Raw genomic sequence first — 20,639 nt, 5'->3', positions numbered from 1 at the left:
TAGCAAATTAGAATGAAAACAGAATTTCCTTTGACACGCGATCTGGTGCTGGTTGGCGGCGGTCATGCTCATGCACTTTTGTTGAAGATGTGGGCGATGGCCCCTTTGGCAGGGGCGCGCTTAACCGTTATTAACCCGGCACCAATTGCGCCTTATAGCGGCATGTTGCCTGGCTTTGTCGCGGGGCATTATTCCAGTGATGAGCTTTATATCGATCTGGTGCGCCTTGCCCGCGCAGCCGGGGCGCGCGTCATTTTGGGAAAAGCCGCCCAGATTGATCGCGCTGCAAAGCAGGTAATCGTACCCGGACGCGCGCCGATTGGATACGACGTTTGCTCCGTTGATATCGGGATTACTTCGAGCATGCCCGATCTGGCAGGCTTTGCTGAAAATGCAGTGCCAGCTAAACCGTTAGATGACTTTGCGCGAATTTGGGATGAATTTTGCAGAGATGAAGGCAAAGCGGAGGTCGCAATTCTAGGTGCCGGCGTGGCTGGGGCAGAGGTTGCAATGGCAGCAGCGCATCGTCTTCAAAGCTTGAACCGCGAGGTTACCGTCACGCTGATTGATCGCTCAGACGCACTCAGCCGATTAGGCGCGCAGGCCCGGCGCAAGGTACTAAGCGCGTTGAAAGCGTTAGACGTTTCGCTCATTGAGCACGCTAACGTCACCCGTATTCATGCAGATTGTGTCGAGATCGAAGGGCGCGCACCCGTTCCCGCACGTTTGACTTTAGGCGCGGCGGGTACGCGCGCTTATGATTGGATCTCCGGCACGGGGCTTGCTCTGGAAAACGGGTACATTCGTGTTTTGCCAAGCCTGCAAAGCGTAACCGACGCGAGTGTCTTTGCCGTGGGCGATTGCGCCCATCTGGATCACGCACCCCGCCCGAAAGCTGGTGTTTTCGCTGTGCGCCAAGCACCGATATTATTCCACAACCTTCGCGCGGCGCTAAGCGGCGCGTCTATGAAGGACTATCATCCCCAGACGGACTATTTGAAACTGATCTCGCTGGGCGGCAAAACCGCTTTGGCTGAAAAGCAAGGCATCGCGTTGTCAGGCACGATCATGTGGCGTTGGAAGGATAGTATTGATCGCAAGTTCATGACGCAGTTTGAAGCGCTTGAACCGATGAAAGGGGCCGATTTACCGCTGGAGCATACATCAGGACTGAAGCAGCAGATCGGTCCAATTTGCGCGGGGTGCGGCTCCAAGGTTGGGCGCGGCGCGTTGGCCAAGTCTGCATTTAGCTACACTGGCGCTACGCGCAGCGATGTGGTTGCTCTCCCCGGAGATGATGCCGCCCTTTTGAAACTCGGCGAGACAGAGCAAGTCTTGAGCACGGATCATCTTCGCGCATTTTGTGACGATCCTGTCTTGATGACGCGGATAGCTGCGGTTCATGCGCTTGGTGACATTTGGTCCATGGGGGCCGAACCCCAAGCCGCGTTAGTTAGCTTGATCTTGCCGCGGATGAGCGCCGAGTTGCAGGAGCGTACTTTGAGCGAGATTATGCAGACCGCCAGCGACGCGATGGGGGATGCAGGCGCGCAGATCATCGGTGGACACACAAGCATGGGAGCGGAGTTCACGATCGGATTTAGCGTAACGGGCCTTGCAAAGCGCACACCAATTACGCTGAGCGGGGCAAAAGCAGGCGATGTTTTGGTGCTAACCAAGCCCATTGGCACTGGCGTCATCCTCGCCGCAGAAATGCAAATGCGCGCCCGTGGATCGCATGTGGCGGCGGCTTACCAGAGCATGTCGCGCAGTCTAGCGCGCGATGCATTGGCATTGCGCGCGGCCAATGCGATGACAGATGTAACAGGCTTTGGTCTTGCAGGGCATTTGGCAAATATCTGCCGCGCGTCCAATGTGAGCGCGGAGCTAAATGTCGACAAAGTACCTCTTTTAGACGGCGCATTGGCATTAAGTGAGGCAGGAGTGCAATCCAGCCTATACCCGGACAATCTGTCAGACGCTTTGACCATTATGACTGAACCAAAAACGGCTCGCGCGCGATTGATGCTAGATCCTCAAACCGCGGGCGGGTTGCTGGCGGCCCTCCCCGAAGCTAAAGCCGAAGAGGCGATTTCAGAGCTCACAAAACAAGGGATCGCAGCGGCTCAAGTCGGACGGATCGTCGAGGGTTCAGGTCGTCTGAGCTTGATTGAGTAAGTCGTTCACGCCCCGCGCGAGGCGCTCAATGTCGCTCGGCTGCAAAGCATCAGCTTTCAAAGTGCCCAGAACTTCACTTTCCCGCCCTTTGCGCGCGCGCTCGTAAGAGCGGTCGTAGTGATGCTCCATCAGTTCTGATGCGAGAGTTTCGTGTTGTCCTGCTTGCAAATAAACGAGCCACTGATCAACACGCGCATGGCTGCAATAGGGCCTTAACTTGTCTAAACGCTCGGCCATGTGTTCAGGGATTTCGAGCACATCCGCGTAGTCTTGAGTCAAAAACCTTGCCCGCGCAGGCAAGGTTGCAGCAATATCAATTCTCGCACCAGCGCGCATGGTTTTCCAAACGGAAGCTGGAATCAAACGCTCCCCAATTTTGCTGCTTTCAGCTTCGGCCACAATCGGGCGGTTCGGATCGAGCTTCGACAAGGCCAAGGCAAGACGTGTTTCGAACATTTTCTGGCTAGGTTGCTCATCCTTCATTGCTCCCAAAAGCGATCCGCGATGCTGCGCGAGCCCTTCTAGGTCAAGCACCTGAACCCCTTGGCGCTGAAGCTCATGCAGAATGGCCGTTTTTGCAGAGCCTGTGTTTCCATCCAGCAAAGTAAGGCGATGCGGCAGGGGGTCTTCGTAAAGCGCTTTCACTACTTGACCACGGTAGCTTCGATAGCCGCCATCCAACAATTCTGCGCGCCAGCCGATTTGGCTTAGGATTGAAGCGAAACTGCCAGAGCGTTGCCCACCGCGCCAGCAATAGACCAAAGGTTGCCAGCCGCCGTCCTTTTCACTCAGTTTTGTTTCGATATGAGTGGCTGCATTACGCGCCACGATGGCGGCCCCCAGTTTGCGCGCTTTAAACGGGCTTTCTTGAACGTAGATCGTGCCAATCTTCGCACGCTCTTCGTTGCTCATCACGGGCAAGTTGATCGCGCCCGGCACGTGGTCCTCGGCAAATTCCGCAGGAGACCGCACATCAATCACAGTGTCGAAATTTGAGAACGCATCGGGGCGTAAATTATCAAGCGTAAAAGCCATGGCGCGTGTTATCGCGCTTTGCACCTAGGTGAAAGGGTGGCAATCTGAATTTAACTTCAGAAGGATTGCACATGAGAATCGCTACTGCCGCTTATCCGCTTGATTGGCTCGAAGACTGGGCCGCTTTCGAGAAAAAATCGCGGGAATGGGTGAAGGAGGCCGCAGACGCAGGCGCTGAACTTCTTGTTTTCCCAGAATATGGCGCGATGGAATTGGCCTCGCTCGCAGGGCGCAACAGCTCAATGATTCTAGAGCCAAGTTTGCGCGCCGTTTCCGAGAGGATCCCCCAAGCCGACGAACTCTACACCACACTCGCTAAAGAATTCGGCGTTCACATTCTGACACCGTCCGCACCCGTATATGATACCGAGTGGGACGCAGATCGCCCCGTGAACCGCACGCGCTTGATCGCGCCGTCAGGAAAGAGCGGCGTGCAAGACAAGCAGATCATGACCCTTGCCGAGCGCGATCCGTTCGACATGGCGCTTGGCGGCCCCTTGGTTCTTTTCGACACCGAGCTTGGAAAAATCGGCGTATTGATTTGTTATGACAGCGAATTTCCACTTTTTGGGCGCGCTTTGGTTGAAGCGGAAGCGGACTACATCCTTGTCCCATCTTGCACGGATGAATTGTCAGGATATTGGCGCGTGCGCTTAGGCGCAATGTCGCGCGCGCTTGAGGGGCAATGCGTTACAGCGATGGCCTCGCTCATAAGCGACATTGATTGGTCAGAAACATTTGAAACTTGCACGGGCATGGGCGGCATTTTTGGCCCACCAGATACTGGATTTCCGGGAACAGGGGTTCTCGCCGAAGGTGAATTTGGAAAAGCTGGCTGGACATTTGCCGATGCACCAAAGGCCGCGATAGAGCATGTGCGCGCGCAGGGCGTTGTTCGAAACAAGACCCATTGGGCCGAACAAGGCGGGGCAAAAAAACCCATTCCCGTGACATATTGCGATCTGCGCTGAATATCCCTTGAAATCTAAGCAAAATGCGCCCATCTAAGCGCCACTTCCGCATCTTAGCGGATCAAACAACGATGGAGATACCATGGCCAAGGAAGATACGCTCGAATTTCCCGGTGTCGTGAAGGAACTCCTGCCGAATGCGACATTCTTGGTCGAGCTAGAAAATGGCCATACGATCATCGCACACACGGCAGGCAAGATGCGCAAAAACCGCATCCGCGTTCTGGCTGGCGACAAGGTTCAGGTCGAAATGACCCCTTATGATTTGACTAAGGGTCGGATCAACTACCGCTTCAAGTAAGCGCGGCCCCTGTGAAACGGGTTTTAGAAATACGAATGAAACCGGTCCTTTGGGCCGGTTTTGCTTTGAGGGACCTATGAAACTAATTCTTGGAAGCGGAAGCCCAAGGCGGCTGGAGTTACTCGCGCAGATCGGTCTGACGCCAGATGAAATCCGCGCGCCTGACATTGATGAAACGCCGCAGAAGGGCGAGCAGCCCCGCCCCTATTGCGCCCGCATGACACGTGAGAAGGTCGCCGCTGTCCCCGCGAGCACGGATGAACTGGTCTTATGCGCCGATACAACTGTTGCGCTTGGCCGCCGCATCATGGGCAAGCCCGAAGATGCTGGCGAGGCCGCTGAATTCTTGCTGGCTTTGTCTGGTCGTCGTCACCGCGTGATTACTGCCGTTGCCGTCAAGCTCGGCGATAAAGTGTGGGAGCGCGATGTCGTCACCAACGTCAAGATGAAGCGCCTTTCGGACATTGAACTCAACAGCTACCTCGCGAGCAATGACTGGCAAGGCAAAGCAGGCGGCTACGCCATTCAAGGCCCCGCCTCTGCCTTTATCCCTTGGATCAGTGGCAGCTTTAGCGCTGTCGTTGGACTGCCGCTTGCGGAATCTGCAGCCTTGCTTGCCGCCGCTGGCTACCCTGTATTTGGAGATCGCTCATGAAGGGCCGCACAATTGTTCTCGATCACATTAACGGGCGCGAAGCAGCAGCTCATATGGTTGACGGTCACCTTGATGATCTGTTGATCGCCTCAGACGCCCCTGCCCCCGGCACGATTTACCGCGCCGTTGCGGATCGCCCGGTCAAAGGCCAAGGCGGCATGTTCCTCAAAACGCCCGATGGCAACGCTTTCTTGCGACAAATCAAGGGCATGGCCCCTGGTGATGAGTTGCTGGTACAGGTCACAGGCTTCGCCGAAGACGGCAAGGCAATCCCTGTCGCACACCGCGTCCTGTTTAAGTCGCGCTATGTGATCGTCACGCCCAACGCGCCAGGCATCAATGTGTCACGATCCATTCGCGACGATGATCGGCGCGAAGAACTTTTGGCGGTCGTTCATGATACGGTCGAAAAAATACCGCACGGCATAATCCTGCGCTCCTCTTGTAGCATCGCCGACGATGAAGACATTGCAGAAGACCTTCACTCAATGCTTACGCTTGCAGAGCAGGTTCTAAGCGATGACGGCTCAGGTCCTGAAACCCTTTTTGAGGGCGACGCCCCACACCTGCTCGCATGGCGCGACTGGGTTGAGCCTGCAGAAATTGTCACCAAAGAAGGCGGCTTTGAGGACCACGGAGTTTTGGATGCAGTCGAAACGCTCGAAAATCCGCGCTTTGACCTAATCGGCGGTGCTTACGCCTACGTCGAACCGACCCGCGCGCTCGTTGCTGTCGACGTGAACACAGGTAACGACACCTCCATGACGGCGGGAACAAAAGCGAATTTCGCGCTCGCCAAAGCCCTGCCTCGCGCCTTACGTCTGCGCGGTTTGGGCGGCCAAATTGTGCTTGATCTTGCGCCCATGCCCAAAAAAGATCGCCGCGGCTTTGAGACTGCATTGAAAGCCGCGCTGCGCGCAGACAGCATCGAGACCGTATTCGTCGGCTGGACTCCCTTGGGGCATGTTGAACTACAACGCAAACGCGCCCGCTTGCCGCTCTCGGAACTTTTAGGATGAGCTGCCCAATCTGCGAACGGGCGACCATTTCCGCCTACAAACCGTTTTGCTCAAAGCGCTGTGCGGATGTGGATTTAGCCAAATAGATGAACGGCTCTTACGCGCTTGCGTCCAATGATCAAAACGACCCTGACGCCTTGATCGACGCAATAGAACAGGCGCTAGAAGCCTCTGAGAACAAACAAAATGAAAAACTGCATTAAAGTGGTGCGTTAGGTCTGGACACGCCCCTCATCCCAGCCTAGAACGCCCGCACCCAGACAATGATTTGTCACCCATGCCCGGGTAGCTCANNNNGTCGGTGGTTCGCTTCCGCCCCCGGGCACCATTTTGCTTCGATAAAACATGTGTTTAGCGATTTTTCTGCACTGCAGCGAAATCACTGTGCTAGTGCGATTATACCTAGCACAGTCTCAAAATCATCAATTAGCACAGTGCGTTGTGAGTGCCGCGCCGTGCACCTAATACAAGGCTAGCACAGCACGGTAGCAACGCTTCTTGCCGTGCTTATGGTGCTTTGGGAGTGATATTTTAAGTCTAGCCTGTTGATTTTATTGTGTGAAATTGGCTCCTGGAAATTGCTCACCAATTTTTCGACTAACAGCAGACCATCATAGCGTAGTTGCCTAAAATGGGGAGCGTTCGCACCAATGCTGTCCTTTGGGGCGAGTTGGCTTAGTTGCACAGAAAATACTGGGCGATGTCATTGCAGTGGTGCGGTAGGGCATTCTCTGGAAATGAAAGATACTAACGTGTCCGGAGCGAAATCCCGAAAAAACACAAAAGTAGCTGCCAAGTCATAAAGAGACTTGAAGTCAGAGGAGAAAAACTTCGTGAAATCAGATGTTAAAGGGATATCTGGATGCCCAGCCATAATAGCCAAGTCGGATACTTCCATCTTCGCCCCAACATTCCTTTGATAATAGGTGAGGGGAAAACCAAAGAACAGCGCACTATCGCTACTTGGTGCAAGTAGGATTTTCGAACGTAAATGAAAGTCACCTGTGATGTAGGTGAAACCAGTATTGCGAGAAAATCCCTCAACAGAAACGGCGACGGAATTGACATCGGCTAAGATCGCATTCTTTGTGTCTTCGGTCAAAAAATATCTCGACCTAAAGAAGTTGTCTGGCCAAAAATCCGCTTCCCGAACTAGATTTGCCATTCTTTGGTCATCAATGAATTCTTCGGCAACGTATCCGTCCAAATATTTAGTCAGTTGGGCCTCCTCCAGCGTATCTGGGTCAAGGTACGGCGGTATAGTGAAGCCCAATGGTGCATCTCGTTGTACGTGTCGTGCCATCGGACACACTGCAAAGAAATGCGCAGGCACTTCGTACTCCGCTGCATCTCCCGCGATGATCGACAATCGACCACCTTCGTTGATTCGGAGGTCTAGTTCAGTTGGCTGAGCGGGACTGTTGACTTCGAGATCGCCTATAAGAATCTCAGCCTCGCCTTTACCGAAGATGATACCTCCACCTGAAGGCCCAAACTTCGGCGCCCATGAGCGGTAAGTGGCAGACTGAGCTGAATAAAATCTGTTAGGATTAGAGTCTCCAAGCACCTGCGCTAAAACCGCTAACGCAGAAAACACCCAAATCAATAGAGAAAGATAGATTTTCATGACAAATACCGTAGCAGACAATACGCCACTACTCTATCATTGCTTTGCGCGTCCTTCACTAAGAAAGTTGCCGTGGGGTCCGACTGCGCGACTTAGATCGCCAAATGATTTAGGGGCCGGCTTCAACGTTCTAGAGTCAATACTAACCAACGGCTTGGTCTGCTCATCAGAAAAACTCACAGTTAGTACCGACCCATTGAGAGTAAGAAGTCTTTCTGTCGCAAATAAAGAAGAAATTGTGACCACTCAAACTCGTGCATGCTTCACTCACTGTAGTTTTTCTGAACTTGCCGAGGCGAAGGTTGATGCATTTTTTTGTTCACATGAAGGTGAGGACGCAGAAGTAGTTCGCAAAAGCGCCAGCCATTTTGATTTGTTCGGTAGCTTTGCGATTGCCATAGATCCTTTGGAAGCAAGACGTATAGGTGTTATGCCTGCTATGTACTTTTATAGCTTTCCAGATATTGATGATACTGGTCCAGAGGACTTGCTAAGGCGGCTATCCGAAACCCGCCAAACACTATTGGCATTGCACATGCTCGAAGAAATCGCGGGAAACGTAGAAATTCCATTTCTGCACTCACCGTATGAGCAAGAAAGATCTAGCTCAAAGGAGCTAGGTTTAGTTGTGGATGATGAAAATGCACGGAAAGTCCTTGAAAATACAAGGCGTTTCCGCGCTAGAAAAAGTCTGGCTGGGTTACAATTCGACCGAAGGACTTATTGGCAACTTGTAGACAAGATCGAATATCTACTCGGTCTCTTTCAAAATACGGACTCAACAATAGAAGAATCCCCGCTAGCATTTTTCGAACAACGTGAGTGGCGTTTGCCCTATAACTCACAAGTGAATACAACTTGGTTTTCACTCGGTGAACACCCGAAGATTCGCGACCCAAACTATGAGAGATTTGCTGAACCTCGTAGAGAAATACTCAAGATAGTACAAGGGACGAATGGGCGCAAAGCTTCATTAAGTGAACTAAAGGCCACTTGGGTCTTAAACTCGGTAGATGGAAAGCCCTTTAGTCAGTTAATAAGACGGATTGTATGTCCAGAACAGTGCTTCAAGCGAACCAAGGCACTAGTCGACAAGTCGAAACGTATTGGTTTGTTACGCAATGACACTAAGCTGGTAACAATTTGAACGCTAATGCAATGAAGCCGATGACAAATATGGCGTAGTACAGTGACCATAGCGCACTGAGCTTGGTATGTTTGAACGGCACAGTGCGAGTGAGCTCTGTTTTTGAGTTGTCGATATCTGCAATCGCGTTGTCTCCTAGTTGCGCTAAGTATGATCTTGCTGCTCTGGCTTTGGACTTTTCTCTTTCGATCAGACCAGCATATTTGGCGGTGACAATATAAAAGATGATTGAAATGAATACCCCAGCGACGCTGACTACCGCGCCAGATACATCGTCTGGAACAAAGTCGGTACTCGCTAGAGCAAGTAACCCGCTAAGTACTGCGAGGGCTACTCGATGGGTCGATGTGCGCTCTTTGTCGTAATGACGGATGGTCGATGTAGCATCAAAATAGACCTTTACGGCTGTGTCCCGTTCTTGCTCGTTCATTGAATTCGAGTCCTATGTACCTGTGGTGCGTAGTTGCACTATTTGTCGTGTGTCAGTGTATGGAGCTTTTGCCTCTTCACAATATCCATTTACTGTTCAATTGCTGATGTAGCTGACTGAAAAAGTCGATATCTCCTCGCAATGGACCTGTCACGGTTTCGTGCCGCCCCAAGTGCTCGTTTAAGTCACCTTTCGTTCGAAGGCGACAGGGCTTTTCCATCCCAGTGCTGAGTGTCGGCGTCGCGGATTATAGAACCCGTTTATGTATTCGAAGATCGCTGTTTCAGCTTGCCGCCCTGTTTCCCATGACCGCCGCCAGATCAGCTCGGCCTTGATGGTTTTGAAGAACGTTTCAACTGCCGCATTGTCATAACAGTTGCCCTTTCCAGACATCGACACCTTGAACCCGTGCTGGCGCAGGATCTTTTGATAGTCATGTGAACAATATTGCGACCCACGGTCCGTGTGATGGATGCAGCCCTTCGGTGGTGCCCGGAACGCGATAGCCATTTTCAAGGCCCTGATTGCCAGGTCCCGCTTCATCCGATTACTGACCGCTCAACCGATGACACGCCTTGAGTGCAGGTCCAGTATCACAGCCAGATACAACCAACCCTCGCGCGTCCAAACGTAGCTGATATCGCCCGCCCATTTCTGGTTCTGTTGATCCGCTGTGAAGTTTCTATCCAGCAGATTGGGCGCGATATTGAACTTGTGATCGCTGTCTGTTGTCACCTTGTGTTTGCGGGTTCTGACGACAGATATGCCGTTCTGACGCATGAGACGACCGACCCGACGGTGCCCAACATCTAAACCGATCTCCTTCAGTTCCTCCGTCATCCGAGGCCGACCATAACTGCCGAGACTGAGACGCGACTGTTCTTTGATGTGAGCTAGCGTGACCAGATCAGACCGCTGTCGGCGGCTGGCTGGGCGGCTGCGGAATGCACGTAACCCACGTGTGCTGACCCCAACAACGCCACACAAGCGGTTGGTTGGGAAGTCGGCCCTATGCTCTTCGACAAACCTAAATCTCATTGCTTTAGGTCCGCGAAGAACTGCCCTCTCGGCCGATTACTGCGTAATCGCCTGCCGGGTAATAGGTGGCCTTTTTTAAGATTTCCCTCTCCTCCTTGAGAAGACGGTTCTCGCGTCGAAGCCGGTCATTCTCCTTGGCGAGGTCCAAATCCTCATTCGATACCACATCCGTATCTTGGTGTGCTGTGATCCATTTATTCAGTGTCGACATCCCGACGCCCAGATCATCGGCCACCTGCTTACGCGTTAGCCCACTGGTCAACGCGATCCGCACCGCATCCTGGCGGAATTCGTCCGTCCGTTTCAAACCCATAGTCTGCCTCCTTTGTTGCAGTAAATGCTATCAAAGGAGCGGCATCAAACCGCGACAGGTCCAGCTGGACCCATAAACGCTGACGGCAGACACCTTTGCACTCGCCGCGGATCACTTGCTTCAGGACGACCCGTGTTGTTGGGAACTGTTTCTATTGTCCTCCCAATTCGAACACTGGCTACGCGATGTCCAAGTCTGAAAGTCTATACCAAGCATAAAAGACTAGACGAAAAGCAAAACAACCAGAAATTCGAGCGACCAGAACGTTAAGGCGCGTAAAGCTCACTCTAAAATCGACTGGTTTAGAGTAAACTAGCCACCACCTTTGCATCTCATTAACGACCAGATTGCCCCACCTTGAAAACGTCCTCCGATCTAACGGTTGTCTGGATTCGGGAAAGCATAAGCCTCAGCGTAAGCAGGCCGGGACTGCATTCTGGCGACCCATTCGCCATATCGTGGGCGCTTTGAGAAATCTGTCAGCATGTCGAGCTTGTTCGCTTGAAAGCGCTCCGGATACGGTGCCATGGCAATGTCGGCCAGCGTCATGTGATCGCCGCACAGCCAAGGCGTCTTTTCAAGTTGCCGCTCCATCATATCGAGCACGGTTTCGATGCGTTCTATCGCACTCGCTTCTTCGGCGGCCGACACGCCGTGTTCAAGCCGGTGAAGCAAAATGCGACGTTTTTCCGGGTTACCCACCTTCATCCATAGCGCTTTCAACTCTTCATGCGAGAGGCCGACGAACTTGTCACTATGAGATCTGCTGTGCGACAATGCGTTGATCGCTTTGTGCACGGCATATTCAAAACGGTCCATCCAGATGCGCATTGTTCCGCGCAGATAGGCATCGTCTGGCACAAGGCGTGTCCCAGTGTCGAACGCCTCATCAAGATATTGCATGATGACCAAAGACTCGATCAGGATTTTCCCGTCATGCTCAAGTGCGGGGACAAAACTGTTGGGATTGATGTCCTTATACCAATCTTCTAGCTGCTCTTTCTTGCGGTGAATGTCGACGTGGTGACTAACCCAATCGATCTTTTTCTCAGCGAGCGTGATCCGCACCCGACGAGAACAGGTGGAACTCCAATAATGATAAAGTTTCAGCATGTGAGGTCTCTCCATTCGTTGGTTCAACGAAGTGTTGGCTTAATCCAGATATGATGTAAAATTCGATTATTCACGCTAGCCATTGAAAGATTCTATACCTGATGGACCCCAAGCACCTCATGCAATTGGCCGTGATCATTGAGCTTGGCTCTGTCACGAAGGCGGCTCAGAAAATGAATGTTACGCAGCCTACCTTGTCGCGCGTCGTGAAAATCATTGAGGACCGAGCGGGCGGCGCGGTCTTGCGTCGGGGGCGATATGGCGTGAGTGCAACGGATATCGGTGCGCGTTTAGCCGAAGAGGGCCGTGAGATAATTCGTCGTTCCGAGCGGGCGCAAATTGCGATTCAAGAGTGGCGAAGCGGTTTGAAGGGCGAACTGCGGGTTGGCGTCGGCCCGATGCTCGCGGCAACGATCATGGGCGACTTCTTTGTCGAAGCTATTGAAGATCCACCGCCCTATAGCCTCAAATTGCATTGCGAGGTTGCGGCTCGGCTCGTCGAGCGCTTGAAAAACAACGAGTTGGATGTTGCGGTCATCCCATATGAGTTGAACAGGAAAGATGACGGTCTTTATCGCGAAAAATTGTTCACAGAGCACCTGTCAATATTTGTCGGAGAAAATGACCCTCTTGCTCGAAAGGCGAAGGTATCTCCAAAGGATCTAGCGCAGCATCACTGGATTTCGGTAGGCGCGATATCAGGCTTGTTCGATGTCACGCGCGAAACGCTCGATCGATTGGGTCTGCCGGATGTCGCACCGATTATTGAAAGCTCTGGCGATGTCACCATGACCTTTCGAATGCTGGAAAAGACACGATCCTGCAGCATGTTGCCTTTTCGCATGGCGGGAACATTTCAAGAGCGATTTCGCGTTGCGCCAGTCGATCTGGACGTAGAGCTACAAGCGCGCGATATCGGACTTTGGACAACGACCACTGGCCGAGACCGACCGGAGATTGTGGATTTTGTTGAGCGATTGACCGTCTTTCTCCAAAAAACGGTCAGGTAGGTTGCGCATCCTGCCGAAAGCGCGTTGCGTCTATTTGGCGGGTTTCAACAAAGGGGACGAACCTGGCGATTCCTTAGCGACGTAATCGCGCATATGAGATGCGAAGGCAGTCAAAAGAGGGCTATCAAGTCTGTTTGTGGGGGTCACCATGCCAACGGACATGAGTGAGGAGTTGAAACGCACCGGAAGCGGCGCAAGCTTGTTCATGTTTTCGCTATATCGAAGCGCATAACGCGGCAAAACCGTTAGAAAATCGGTGTGGCGCAACATTTCCAGAATGGCTCCTGCGGAACCCGTTTGAAACGCAAATTTCAAATTTCTTACGCCGTATGAGGAAAGGGCCGAAGCCATGTCTGACTGCAGCATACTATTCTCTGAATGGCTGATCCAACTGGCCTCTTCCAAGTCATTTGCCGAAATTTCACCTTGTTTGAGCAGCCAGTGATCTGCCCGCGCCACAATGACATGCGTATCCTCAAACAAGGGTTCGATTGCCACATCATCCTTGGATGCAGACAGTAATCGCAACGGGCAAATAACAACATCCAGCTGGTTCAGTTGTACTTTGCGCTCAAGCTCGGGGAAATATTCTGCGGCCAGTTTCACCTCGATACCGGGGCGTTGCTGCAAGAAGCTGGAAATTGCGTCGCCGACCAATCGTTCACAGAAAAACGGTGGTGCGCCAATCTTGAGCTCGCCGCTCATGCCTTGTCGCACGATCTGTAAATCCTCCAAAGCGCGACGGCGCGTCGAGTCAATCGCGCGACCGTGACTTGCAAGTTTCTTTCCCGCTTCGGTGGGAATCAACGGGCGGCTGCTGCGTTCAAAAAGCGGCACCCCGATGCGGGTTTCCAAGTTTGCGATCATGCGACTAAGCGCAGATTGTGACGTGCCCAGCCGCTTGGCCGCTTCGTTGAATGTGCCAAATTCTACAATGGCCGCAAGCTGTTCAAGGTGTCTGGGGTCAATGTTCATATCAAAATCGCAAGTTAGTATGCAAAATATCTATTGGACGGATATGTTCCCTGCGTCAATACTCTTCCCTGACGTTTGGAAATGCGAAGCTCTGGAGTGCGAATGATCTTTATATTCAGTGATGATCAGCGGGAGAGTTTGCCGCCAACTCTATGGCATCGCGCAAAATCGCATCAGGTTTTGATGGTGAGTGCCGATGTCTGAAAGTCAGAAAAACGTTCTGTTCATCATGGCCGACCAGCTTCGGTGGGACTACCTCAGCTGTTATGGCGCTGAGCATATCGACACACCTAATCTGGATTGGCTGGCTTCGCAGGGTGTGCGGTTTAACAAAACCTACGTGCAATCGCCGATCTGTGGTCCAAGCCGCATGAGTTTTTATACGGGCCGCTATGTGCGCTCGCACGGATCGACTTGGAACGGGTTCCCGCTGCGTGTTGGCGAACCGACTTTGGGCGATCACTTACGCGAAATCGGGGCGAAATGCTCATTGGTTGGTAAAACCCACATGACGCCGGATTTTGAAGGCATGAAACGGTTGGGCATTACGCCAGAAAGCACCATTGGGGCCTTGGTGTCTGAATGCGGTTTTGATGTGAAAGTGCGAGACGACGGGACCAATCCCAGTTCATATCCAAATCGCCACGCAGAAGATTACGACCAGTATCTGCGTGATCACGGAATGGATGGTGACAATCCTTGGGAAGAATGGGCCAACACAGCCATTGGCCCAGACGGAGAAATGCGTTCAGGCTGGCTTTTGGACAACGCGCCGTTGGCAGCGCGCGTACCAAAGGAGCACTCTGAAACTGCGTGGCTCACGACGCGGGGCATTGAGTACATCGAAGAGCAAGGTGATCAGCCGTGGTTGTGCCATTTGAGCTATATTAAGCCGCACTGGCCCTTTTTGGCGCCGGCTCCCTACAACGACATGTATAGCGCAAAGGATGTTCCAGCGTTTAATCGCAGCGAAGAAGAGCGACAATCCGAGCATCCATTGATGCGGGCATGGATGAACATGCGCGTGTGTCAAACCATGTCGAAGGAAGAAGTGCGCGATCTGGTTGGCCCTTGCTACATGGGACTTGTCAAAGAGCTCGACGATCAAATGGGTCGCCTGTTCGCTTACCTTCGAGACAGCGGGCGCATGGAAGACACAATGATCGTCTTTTGCTCGGACCATGGCGAAAATATGGGCGATCACTGGCTGGGTGAGAAAGACCTGTTTTATGATTGCTCGGCCCGAGTTCCTTTGTTGGTTTATGATCCCCGCACCGAGGCAGACGAAACGCGCGGCACAAGCACCGACGCTTTGGTAGAAGCTATCGATCTTGTCCCGACCTTTCTTGACTTCATGGGGGGCGAGCCCAAACCACACATCTTGGAAGGCCTTTCACTGACACCGCTGCTGCACGGCACTGCCACCGAATGGCGAAGCTTTGCGGTCTCTGAATATGACTATTCCACTCGCGATGCCCGTCAGGAAGTGGGCGTGGATCAGTCGGACGCACGCTTGACCATGATCTTTGATGGTCGCTGGAAGTACACCTATGTCGAAACCATGCCTCCGCTTCTTTTTGATCTTCAAAATGATCCCGGCGAGCTTGTTGATCTTGGCTCGAATCCGGAGTTCGCGAGTGAAGTGGAGCGACTACAGGGGCTTCATTTTGAATGGGCTCGCCGCCATCACACACGCATTACCCGCTCGGCAGAAGCCGTCGAAAGAATGGCCGCCAACAAAGAACCTCCAGGTATCCTGATTGGATTTCGGGACAAAGACGAGGTTGAGAAAGAGGGCCGGATCTTGCCGGACCATGTAATCGGATAAAGACAGTTTTGGGAGGAACATCATGTCTAAAATATCAACTATAGCTGGGGTCTTGCTGACGCTCGGAATGACGACGACAGCACACGCACAGGCGAATTTGACGGGGGAAACAACCCCGCCAACTGAAATCGCCGCGCAGAGCATGTTTGGGGTCGCAGAACTGGCGGCGGCCTCTGGTCTTGCCAATATCCAGATTGCTGCAGGCCAGACGCTGACCAATTCGGTTCAGAACGTGGCTGAGGGCAAGACTGACATTGCTGCAGCGCCTTTTGTTTTGCCATTCCTTTTGTCCAAAGGGGCAGGCCCCTATGCGAGCATCGGCGCTGAGACCGGGGCGGAGTTGGCGTCAAACCTCTCGGTGCTGTATACCTATCGGTTCGCCGTATTTGGCCTGTCCGCCTATGAGAGCAAGAACTTTGGCGGGTGGGATGCGATTGAAGGTGCCACGATTTATAACGGACCGCCACGCGGGGCTGCCTTGAACAAGGCACGCGCTATGGCACGGCTTGCCACAGGAATGGACGAAGGCAAGGGCTACACTGGCATTCAGGTGAATTGGGGTCAGGCTGTTTCCACGATCACAGAAGGATCGGCGGACGCGCATATTCTGCCAATGAACTTTCCAGATGCGCGCCATTCACAGGCGGCGTCCTCTGGCGGAATGGTCGTCCATTCCTTCCCGAAAGCGGCCTTTGAGGGTGAAGGCGGCACGAAGTTCGGTAAAGCTCCGGGCAGTGCGGCAGTCGTTCAGCCGATCGAAGATGACCTGTTTGGCCCCAACATTCGCGTTGTGTCCGAAGATGGGTTCTTTCGCGGATTTGCCGATATTGGCGGCGATGTCGTCAACGCCTCGATGGATGAAGAACTGGCCTACGGGCTAACCAAAACATTCATTGAGGGCTTGGATGAAATCAGAAAGCGCACGCCAAGCATGCCCAAGGGCTGGTTAGGCGAGGTCGACACTGCCAAAACTGGCATGTGCGGGCCTAACCCGATCAAATACCATCCCGGTGCGGTGCGCGCTTGGGAAGAAGCGGGGTACACGCTGCCCGACTGCGCTAAGCCATAAGACCTTGAAGCGTTGAGAGCGGCACCTAGTGTCGCTCTCGGCAAACCATTTCTTGGAGCGCCAGTATGAACCAGCCATTACCCCCTGACGCTAACCCATTGCAAAAACCCCGAGGGGTGCTGTTTTGGCTGTCGTTATTCATTGTCATCGCGGGATTGATGAACGCAATCCCCGGTGTCCCCGGGCTTGATGCTGGGCTGCGTAATCTGACAGGGCTGGACTGGATCAAGATCCGGAGGTTCCCGACCGAATGGTTCTATCCACTGGCCTTCGGTCTCATGATGCTTTGCGTCGTGCTAAAGCATTCCGCGTGGAAATCTTGGAAAAGCGAACCCAAAGGAAAACGCCAGTTCGGATTGCTTTTGGATCTGGCGATGGTCGCGGCGGCCTTCACCATCTCTTTCACCTACATCGTAGAAATCGAATCCATTTGCCTGATTGACCAATTTACCGGCGAGCGGGATCGCTTGATCGCCGAAGCTCTGAGAATTGAAACCGAGATTGCTGACACGATGGGGCTTCCGGCACCGACAACCGTCGAAGATCCCAGTTGCGTGGCAAATACCGGCGGTTGGCTGGTGCTGATTATCGGCCTCACGGTTCTGATTTTCCTAGCCTACAATGTCCGCGTCTGGGGCTTGGCGCTGGTCCTCGTCGCGCTTGTAGTGGCGCTTTATACCATCATCACAGTCTTGGTCTGGTACTTCCATGGCCCCGAAGACATCAACAAATATCTGATGACCAAACTGGCTGGCGAGCCACGTGCGCTCGCTGATGGTCGCCCACGCGTGCATGACATTCTGGTCAATAATTCCGCAGGCCTTTTGGGGCGGTTTATGAACATCATGCTCAACACGATATTCCCATATCTCGTGCTTGGATCGCTGTTTGGAGCCTCCGCCGGTGGGCAATCCCTGATCAAGCTGGCATTTCGTTGGACACGCAAATTGCGCGGTGGACCAGCCCATGCCGCAATCGTGTCCTCAGCCATGTTCGGAACTATATCAGGCGGGCCAATCGTAAACGTGTTGTCCACAGGTGTCCTGACAATCCCGATGATGCTGCGACGCGGATTTTCCAAGGTATTTGCGGGCGGGGTCGAAGCGGCTGCGTCCTCTGGCGGCTCCATCATGCCTCCCGTCATGGGAGTTGCTGCCTTCGTGCTGGCCTCACTCACCGTGGTTCCCTATTCTCAGGTCATCATCGCAGCGATCATCCCGGCGATCGCTTACTTCTTCTGCTTGTTTCTTTCGGTCATCTTTCAGACCCGCAAACAGAAGATCGAAGCCATTGGCGAGTTGACCGATGATATGCGCATGTCACGTCAGGATATCCTGAATCTGGCGATGATATTCGGGCCAATCCTTTTAATTCTTGTTTTACTTCTGACGACCAAGGAAATGGTGGGCTGCGGCTTGCTAGGCGGCGTTTTGGGCGCTGAGCGTAGTATTGTTGATGGGGCCTGCACCGTCCAAAGCCTGTCATGGTTTCAGCAGGCGGTGCAAAACGCCGCGGGCGATGCAGGAAGCGCCGGATGGTGGGCGGTTATGCTGCTGATCGCGCTGCTGTTCGTCGACCCCGAAGTGCGCAAGATGCCATCCAAGATCGTCGACGCATTGTCGGATGCCGGTATTTTGGTGTCCACGCTTTATCTGATGTTCCTTGCCGTCTCTATAATCGACTTTTGCCTGCAATTCACGGGCTTGCCGAATTTCATTTCATTGGATGTGCTAGGTTGGTTGCAGACGCTAAATCTTGGGCAAGACGGAGCAGTCGGTTTCCAATTGATTGCCCTGCTCGTCACAATGTTCATCGCCATTTTGCTCGGCATGGGGATGCCAGCTGTTCCAGCCTATATCAACGTTGCACTGCTGATGGGGCCGGTTCTCGCAGGCCTTGGGATCGCGACTTTCACGGCGCATATGTTCATCTTCTACTTCGCGGTGGCGAGCGCAATTACACCGCCAATCGCGCTGGCGGCTTTCGCGGCTGCATCAATTACCAAGGCAAACCCGATGGCCACCGGATTTTCCGCGGTGAAATCTGGCATTGTAATGTTTGTGATCCCGTTTGTCTTTGCGCTCTATCCAGAAATCCTTCTGATCGAAGCCGCCGTAATTGACCCGGTCAAAAGCGCCAGTGGAGTAGACGTATTCCTGCCAGGCTATGATGGGACAACGAACTGGCCTGCCTTGATGCTGGTGCTTTGCAGAATTGCTTTGGCGCTATACTTGCTTTCCAGTTCGCTGGCTGGATTTGACCATCGCAAACTTGCGGCTTGGGAAATTTTGTTACGCTTGGGCCTTGCGGTTTTGATCCTATCGTTCAGCATTCCATTTCAGCTTGTCGGAGTCATTGGTGCCATGGCGATACTGTTCTGGCACGCTTCTACTGAGCGCAGAAAGCCCGCATAACCTTGGATAGGCCGGAGAATGCCTTTCGAATGCGGTTGGCTTTGCGCCATTAGCACTGAATACTGTTAACGATGAGTCATCGAAAAACAGGGCTAGAACAAACAACCGTAATAAAGCTTGGGGGAATAGCTTGTGTGGCAGGGAACGTTGTTGAGTATTCACACTGCGGTTGAGCTACGCGCTCCAATGGTTGAGCACACAGAAATTCGCTTGATCCAAGGACGGGGATTGGAAGGTGACCGCTATATGACCGGACGAGGCAAATTTTCGGAATTTCCCGACATCCGCGAGGTAACTCTAATTGAAAATGAAACCCTGATCGCACTGAAGCGGGATCACGAAACTATCCTCACCCCAAATGAACACCGACGGAATCTCACCACGTCAGGCGTTCCGCTAAACCACTTGGTAGGTAAGCGATTCAGAGTTGGTGAAACAGTGCTTTTAGGAGGGCGATTAAACACCCCGTGTCGTTATCTCGACCTTGTAACGAAAAAGGCCGTTTGCGATTTGATGCACCACCGATCCGGGTTGAACTGCTCAATTATAAGCGGTGGCAAGATTTCTGTTGGCGATATCGTGCAGCCTGCCTAGAGGATCCTCGTTACAAAGCGCCCATGCCAGACACGCAAGCGGTGATCAGCGCCACTTTTGCGTCAGGCATGGGGCTTTCCCATCAGGTCTTCTTGGTGTCATCAATAATATTCATCGAAGCTACGCCACTATTGCCCAACTCCACCGAAGCGAACGGGCCACCGTGGCACATATTCCCCGGATCCTGAGAATCCATCGGCTCGGTCTCAGCCAAAACCGCCTCAGCGAATTGTTCTGCGTTGTCTTTGGGCCGATAACCCAAAAAGCTGGCCTTGGCGTTATCCACAGGCACACGATCATTGTTCGATACGCCGTAAACAATTGAAAACCCTGTCACAGGTGTCTCAAGAGAGCGTTGCACAAGCTGGATCAGATCATCGTAGGACAGCCATGAGCCAAGGGCGCGGGCGTTGTTAACCTGTGCGCAAGACAGAATGCGCATGTGAACACTCTCAAGGCCACGTTTGTCCCAATACATGGAACCAAGGTCTTCTGCGAAACACTTAGCTAGCCCATAAAACGTATCTGGGCGATGACGCGCTTCGGTATCGATAAATTCATTCTTAGGGTGCATGCCTACCGCATGGATAGAGCTGCCATAAACAACACGTTTAAGACCGCGTTGATAGGCCGCTTCCCAAATGTTGTAAGCACCAACAAAGTTCGGGCCGAGCAGCTTTTCAAATGGTCCCTCATCGGCATAAGCGCCCATGTGAACGACCATATCAGCGCCGTCCAGAACGCGCATCATATCATCAAGGCTGGCCAAATCGCCTTTGGCATAGGTTTCACCTTCATAGAGCGTGCCGATATCGTCGACGATGTCGGTCGAGACCAACTCGTCACACATTTTTGACAATGGTTCGCGCAGGTATGACCCAAGTCGGCCAGCTGCGCCTGTCAGAACTAGTTTTTTCATCGG

General features: G+C 52.9%; 18 protein-coding genes and 1 pseudogene. 12 read left to right on the top strand and 7 right to left on the bottom strand.

Annotated elements, in window-relative coordinates:
* Nucleotides 1-12: 12 nt before the first annotated feature.
* Complete coding sequence (gene selD, locus ACRBCU_RS01910) at nucleotides 13-2,178, top strand: selenide, water dikinase SelD (RefSeq protein WP_431363662.1); 2,166 nt, start codon at nucleotides 13-15, stop codon at nucleotides 2,176-2,178.
* Here selD and mnmH read toward each other — a convergent pair.
* Nucleotides 2,152-3,213 carry a tRNA 2-selenouridine(34) synthase MnmH gene (gene mnmH / locus ACRBCU_RS01905; RefSeq protein WP_431363661.1) on the bottom strand — a complete coding sequence of 354 codons (1,062 nt, stop codon included), beginning with the start codon at nucleotides 3,211-3,213 and terminating at the stop codon, nucleotides 2,152-2,154. The two genes, selD and mnmH, sit on opposite strands and share 27 nt — an antisense overlap.
* Nucleotides 3,214-3,284: 71 nt before the next feature.
* Between mnmH and ACRBCU_RS01900 the strand changes: the two genes are divergently transcribed.
* The 5 genes from ACRBCU_RS01900 (at nucleotide 3,285) to yacG (ending at nucleotide 6,245) form a co-directional block, all read left to right on the top strand.
* Nucleotides 3,285-4,184 (top strand): carbon-nitrogen hydrolase family protein, encoded by a 900-nt coding sequence (locus tag ACRBCU_RS01900; RefSeq protein ID WP_431363660.1) that lies wholly within the window; start codon nucleotides 3,285-3,287, stop codon nucleotides 4,182-4,184.
* A gap of 82 nt (nucleotides 4,185-4,266) precedes the next feature.
* A complete protein-coding gene (gene infA, locus ACRBCU_RS01895; protein WP_085311012.1) occupies nucleotides 4,267-4,485 on the top strand; it encodes a translation initiation factor IF-1 in 219 nt (72 codons plus the stop codon).
* A gap of 76 nt (nucleotides 4,486-4,561) precedes the next feature.
* Nucleotides 4,562-5,140 (top strand): Maf family protein, encoded by a 579-nt coding sequence (locus ACRBCU_RS01890; protein ID WP_431363659.1) that lies wholly within the window; start codon nucleotides 4,562-4,564, stop codon nucleotides 5,138-5,140.
* The gene (locus ACRBCU_RS01885) at nucleotides 5,137-6,159 is read left to right on the top strand and encodes a ribonuclease E/G (protein ID WP_431363658.1); all 1,023 of its coding nucleotides are present in this window, start codon (nucleotides 5,137-5,139) and stop codon (nucleotides 6,157-6,159) included. Before ACRBCU_RS01890 ends, ACRBCU_RS01885 begins: the two co-directional genes overlap by 4 nt.
* Nucleotides 6,156-6,245 (top strand): DNA gyrase inhibitor YacG, encoded by a 90-nt coding sequence (gene yacG / locus ACRBCU_RS01880; protein ID WP_431363657.1) that lies wholly within the window; start codon nucleotides 6,156-6,158, stop codon nucleotides 6,243-6,245. The genes ACRBCU_RS01885 and yacG overlap by 4 nt, the downstream gene beginning before the upstream one ends.
* 617 nt (nucleotides 6,246-6,862) lie before the next feature.
* Here yacG and ACRBCU_RS01875 read toward each other — a convergent pair.
* Complete coding sequence (locus ACRBCU_RS01875; protein ID WP_431363656.1) at nucleotides 6,863-7,786, bottom strand: hypothetical protein; 924 nt, start codon at nucleotides 7,784-7,786, stop codon at nucleotides 6,863-6,865.
* Here ACRBCU_RS01875 and ACRBCU_RS01870 point away from each other — a divergent pair.
* The gene (locus tag ACRBCU_RS01870; RefSeq protein WP_431363655.1) at nucleotides 7,785-8,933 is read left to right on the top strand and encodes a hypothetical protein; all 1,149 of its coding nucleotides are present in this window, start codon (nucleotides 7,785-7,787) and stop codon (nucleotides 8,931-8,933) included. The two genes, ACRBCU_RS01875 and ACRBCU_RS01870, sit on opposite strands and share 2 nt — an antisense overlap.
* Here ACRBCU_RS01870 and ACRBCU_RS01865 read toward each other — a convergent pair.
* The 3 genes and pseudogenes from ACRBCU_RS01865 to ACRBCU_RS01855 all read right to left on the bottom strand — a co-directional run bounded on the left by ACRBCU_RS01865 (nucleotide 8,914) and on the right by ACRBCU_RS01855 (nucleotide 11,827).
* A complete protein-coding gene (locus ACRBCU_RS01865) occupies nucleotides 8,914-9,363 on the bottom strand; it encodes a hypothetical protein (RefSeq protein WP_431363654.1) in 450 nt (149 codons plus the stop codon). The two genes, ACRBCU_RS01870 and ACRBCU_RS01865, sit on opposite strands and share 20 nt — an antisense overlap.
* Before the next feature lie 180 nt (nucleotides 9,364-9,543).
* Nucleotides 9,544-10,714: pseudogene (locus tag ACRBCU_RS01860) on the bottom strand (IS3 family transposase).
* Between the two features lie 375 nt (nucleotides 10,715-11,089).
* Nucleotides 11,090-11,827 (bottom strand): glutathione S-transferase family protein, encoded by a 738-nt coding sequence (locus ACRBCU_RS01855; protein WP_431363653.1) that lies wholly within the window; start codon nucleotides 11,825-11,827, stop codon nucleotides 11,090-11,092.
* 101 nt (nucleotides 11,828-11,928) lie between these two features.
* Between ACRBCU_RS01855 and ACRBCU_RS01850 the strand changes: the two genes are divergently transcribed.
* On the top strand, nucleotides 11,929-12,837 hold the full coding sequence (locus tag ACRBCU_RS01850; protein WP_431363652.1) for a LysR family transcriptional regulator: 909 nt from the start codon (nucleotides 11,929-11,931) through the stop codon (nucleotides 12,835-12,837).
* 30 nt (nucleotides 12,838-12,867) lie between these two features.
* Here ACRBCU_RS01850 and ACRBCU_RS01845 read toward each other — a convergent pair whose 3' ends face one another.
* Nucleotides 12,868-13,812 carry a LysR family transcriptional regulator gene (locus ACRBCU_RS01845; RefSeq protein ID WP_431363651.1) on the bottom strand — a complete coding sequence of 315 codons (945 nt, stop codon included), beginning with the start codon at nucleotides 13,810-13,812 and terminating at the stop codon, nucleotides 12,868-12,870.
* Between the two features lie 196 nt (nucleotides 13,813-14,008).
* Here ACRBCU_RS01845 and ACRBCU_RS01840 point away from each other — a divergent pair, with 196 nt between their 5' ends.
* From ACRBCU_RS01840 to ACRBCU_RS01825, 4 genes are all read left to right on the top strand, one after another.
* Nucleotides 14,009-15,640, top strand: a complete 1,632-nt coding sequence (locus tag ACRBCU_RS01840) for an alkaline phosphatase family protein (protein WP_431363650.1) — start codon at nucleotides 14,009-14,011, stop codon at nucleotides 15,638-15,640.
* Between the two features lie 22 nt (nucleotides 15,641-15,662).
* Nucleotides 15,663-16,709 carry a TAXI family TRAP transporter solute-binding subunit gene (locus tag ACRBCU_RS01835; RefSeq protein ID WP_431363649.1) on the top strand — a complete coding sequence of 349 codons (1,047 nt, stop codon included), beginning with the start codon at nucleotides 15,663-15,665 and terminating at the stop codon, nucleotides 16,707-16,709.
* Between the two features lie 65 nt (nucleotides 16,710-16,774).
* Entirely contained in the window at nucleotides 16,775-19,123 is a 2,349-nt protein-coding gene (locus ACRBCU_RS01830) for a TRAP transporter fused permease subunit (protein ID WP_431363648.1), read from the top strand.
* Nucleotides 19,124-19,369: 246 nt separating this feature from the next.
* Complete coding sequence (locus tag ACRBCU_RS01825; protein ID WP_431363647.1) at nucleotides 19,370-19,717, top strand: MOSC domain-containing protein; 348 nt, start codon at nucleotides 19,370-19,372, stop codon at nucleotides 19,715-19,717.
* A gap of 82 nt (nucleotides 19,718-19,799) precedes the next feature.
* On the opposite strand, the gene ACRBCU_RS01820 is transcribed toward ACRBCU_RS01825, so the two are convergent.
* A complete protein-coding gene (locus ACRBCU_RS01820) occupies nucleotides 19,800-20,636 on the bottom strand; it encodes an NAD-dependent epimerase/dehydratase family protein (RefSeq protein WP_431363646.1) in 837 nt (278 codons plus the stop codon).
* Between the last annotated feature and the right edge of the window lie 3 nt (nucleotides 20,637-20,639).

It is taken from the genome of Planktotalea sp. (assembly GCF_050633725.1).
Taxonomy (GTDB): domain Bacteria; phylum Pseudomonadota; class Alphaproteobacteria; order Rhodobacterales; family Rhodobacteraceae; genus Planktotalea.
This window is presented reverse-complemented; position numbering and strand designations above follow the sequence as displayed.